Origin of the sequence: Lapidilactobacillus achengensis (assembly GCF_003946655.1) — a bacterium.
Lineage (GTDB): Bacteria > Bacillota > Bacilli > Lactobacillales > Lactobacillaceae > Lapidilactobacillus > Lapidilactobacillus achengensis.
The window spans coordinates 1-1426 of sequence record NZ_RHOV01000049.1 but is presented as its reverse complement, the minus strand read 5'-3'; the positions used below and the strand labels follow the sequence as shown (position 1 = coordinate 1426).

Sequence of the window (1426 nt, the reverse complement as noted above, 5' to 3'; positions counted from 1 at the left end):
AAAGATGGTTTCGGCTATCACTTTTGGATGGACCCGCGGCGTATTAGTTAGTTGGTGAGGTAACGGCTCACCAAGACATTGATACGTAGCCGACCTGAGAGGGTAATCGGCCACATTGGGACTGAGACACGGCCCAAACTCCTACGGGAGGCAGCAGTAGGGAATCTTCCACAATGGACGAAAGTCTGATGGAGCAACGCCGCGTGAGTGAAGAAGGTTTTCGGATCGTAAAACTCTGTTATTGGAGAAGAACGTACTTGGTAGTAACTGGCCAGGTAGTGACGGTATCCAACCAGAAAGCCACGGCTAACTACGTGCCAGCAGCCGCGGTAATACGTAGGTGGCAAGCGTTATCCGGATTTATTGGGCGTAAAGCGAGTGCAGGCGGTTTCTTAAGTCTGATGTGAAAGCCTTCGGCTTAACCGAAGAAATGCATTGGAAACTGGGGAACTTGAGTGCAGAAGAGGAGAGTGGAACTCCATGTGTAGCGGTGAAATGCGTAGATATATGGAAGAACACCAGTGGCGAAGGCGGCTCTCTGGTCTGTAACTGACGCTGAGGCTCGAAAGCGTGGGTAGCAAACAGGATTAGATACCCTGGTAGTCCACGCCGTAAACGATGAGTGCTAAGTGTTGGAGGGTTTCCGCCCTTCAGTGCTGCAGCTAACGCATTAAGCACTCCGCCTGGGGAGTACGACCGCAAGGTTGAAACTCAAAGGAATTGACGGGGGCCCGCACAAGCGGTGGAGCATGTGGTTTAATTCGAAGCAACGCGAAGAACCTTACCAGGTCTTGACATCTAGCGCCAATCTTAGAGATAAGACGTTCCCTTCGGGGACGCTAAGACAGGTGGTGCATGGTTGTCGTCAGCTCGTGTCGTGAGATGTTGGGTTAAGTCCCGCAACGAGCGCAACCCTTATGATTAGTTGCCAGCATTCAGTTGGGCACTCTAGTCAGACTGCCGGTGACAAACCGGAGGAAGGTGGGGATGACGTCAAATCATCATGCCCCTTATGACCTGGGCTACACACGTGCTACAATGGCTGATACAACGAGTTGCGAGACCGCGAGGTCAAGCTAATCTCTAAAAGTCAGTCTCAGTTCGGATTGTAGGCTGCAACTCGCCTACATGAAGTTGGAATCGCTAGTAATCGCGGATCAGCACGCCGCGGTGAATACGTTCCCGGGCCTTGTACACACCGCCCGTCACACCATGAGAGTTTGTAACACCCAAAGCCGGTGAGGTAACCTTTTAGGAGCCAGCCGTCTAAGGTGGGACAGATGATTAGGGTGAAGTCGTAACAAGGTAGCCGTAGGAGAACCTGCGGCTGGATCACCTCCTTTCTAAGGAACTGTTAGTTTTGGGGTCAAAGCCAAACTAACTTACGGAAACTGCACAGTCGAAACTTTGTTTAGTTTTGAGAGGT

Annotated in this window: 1 rRNA gene; it reads left to right on the top strand. The window is 51.5% G+C overall.

The annotated features are described in order from the left end of the window. Positions 1-1343: ribosomal RNA gene (locus EKM94_RS12185) — 16S ribosomal RNA — on the top strand; the annotation flags it as partial. Between the last annotated feature and the right edge of the window lie 83 nt (positions 1344-1426).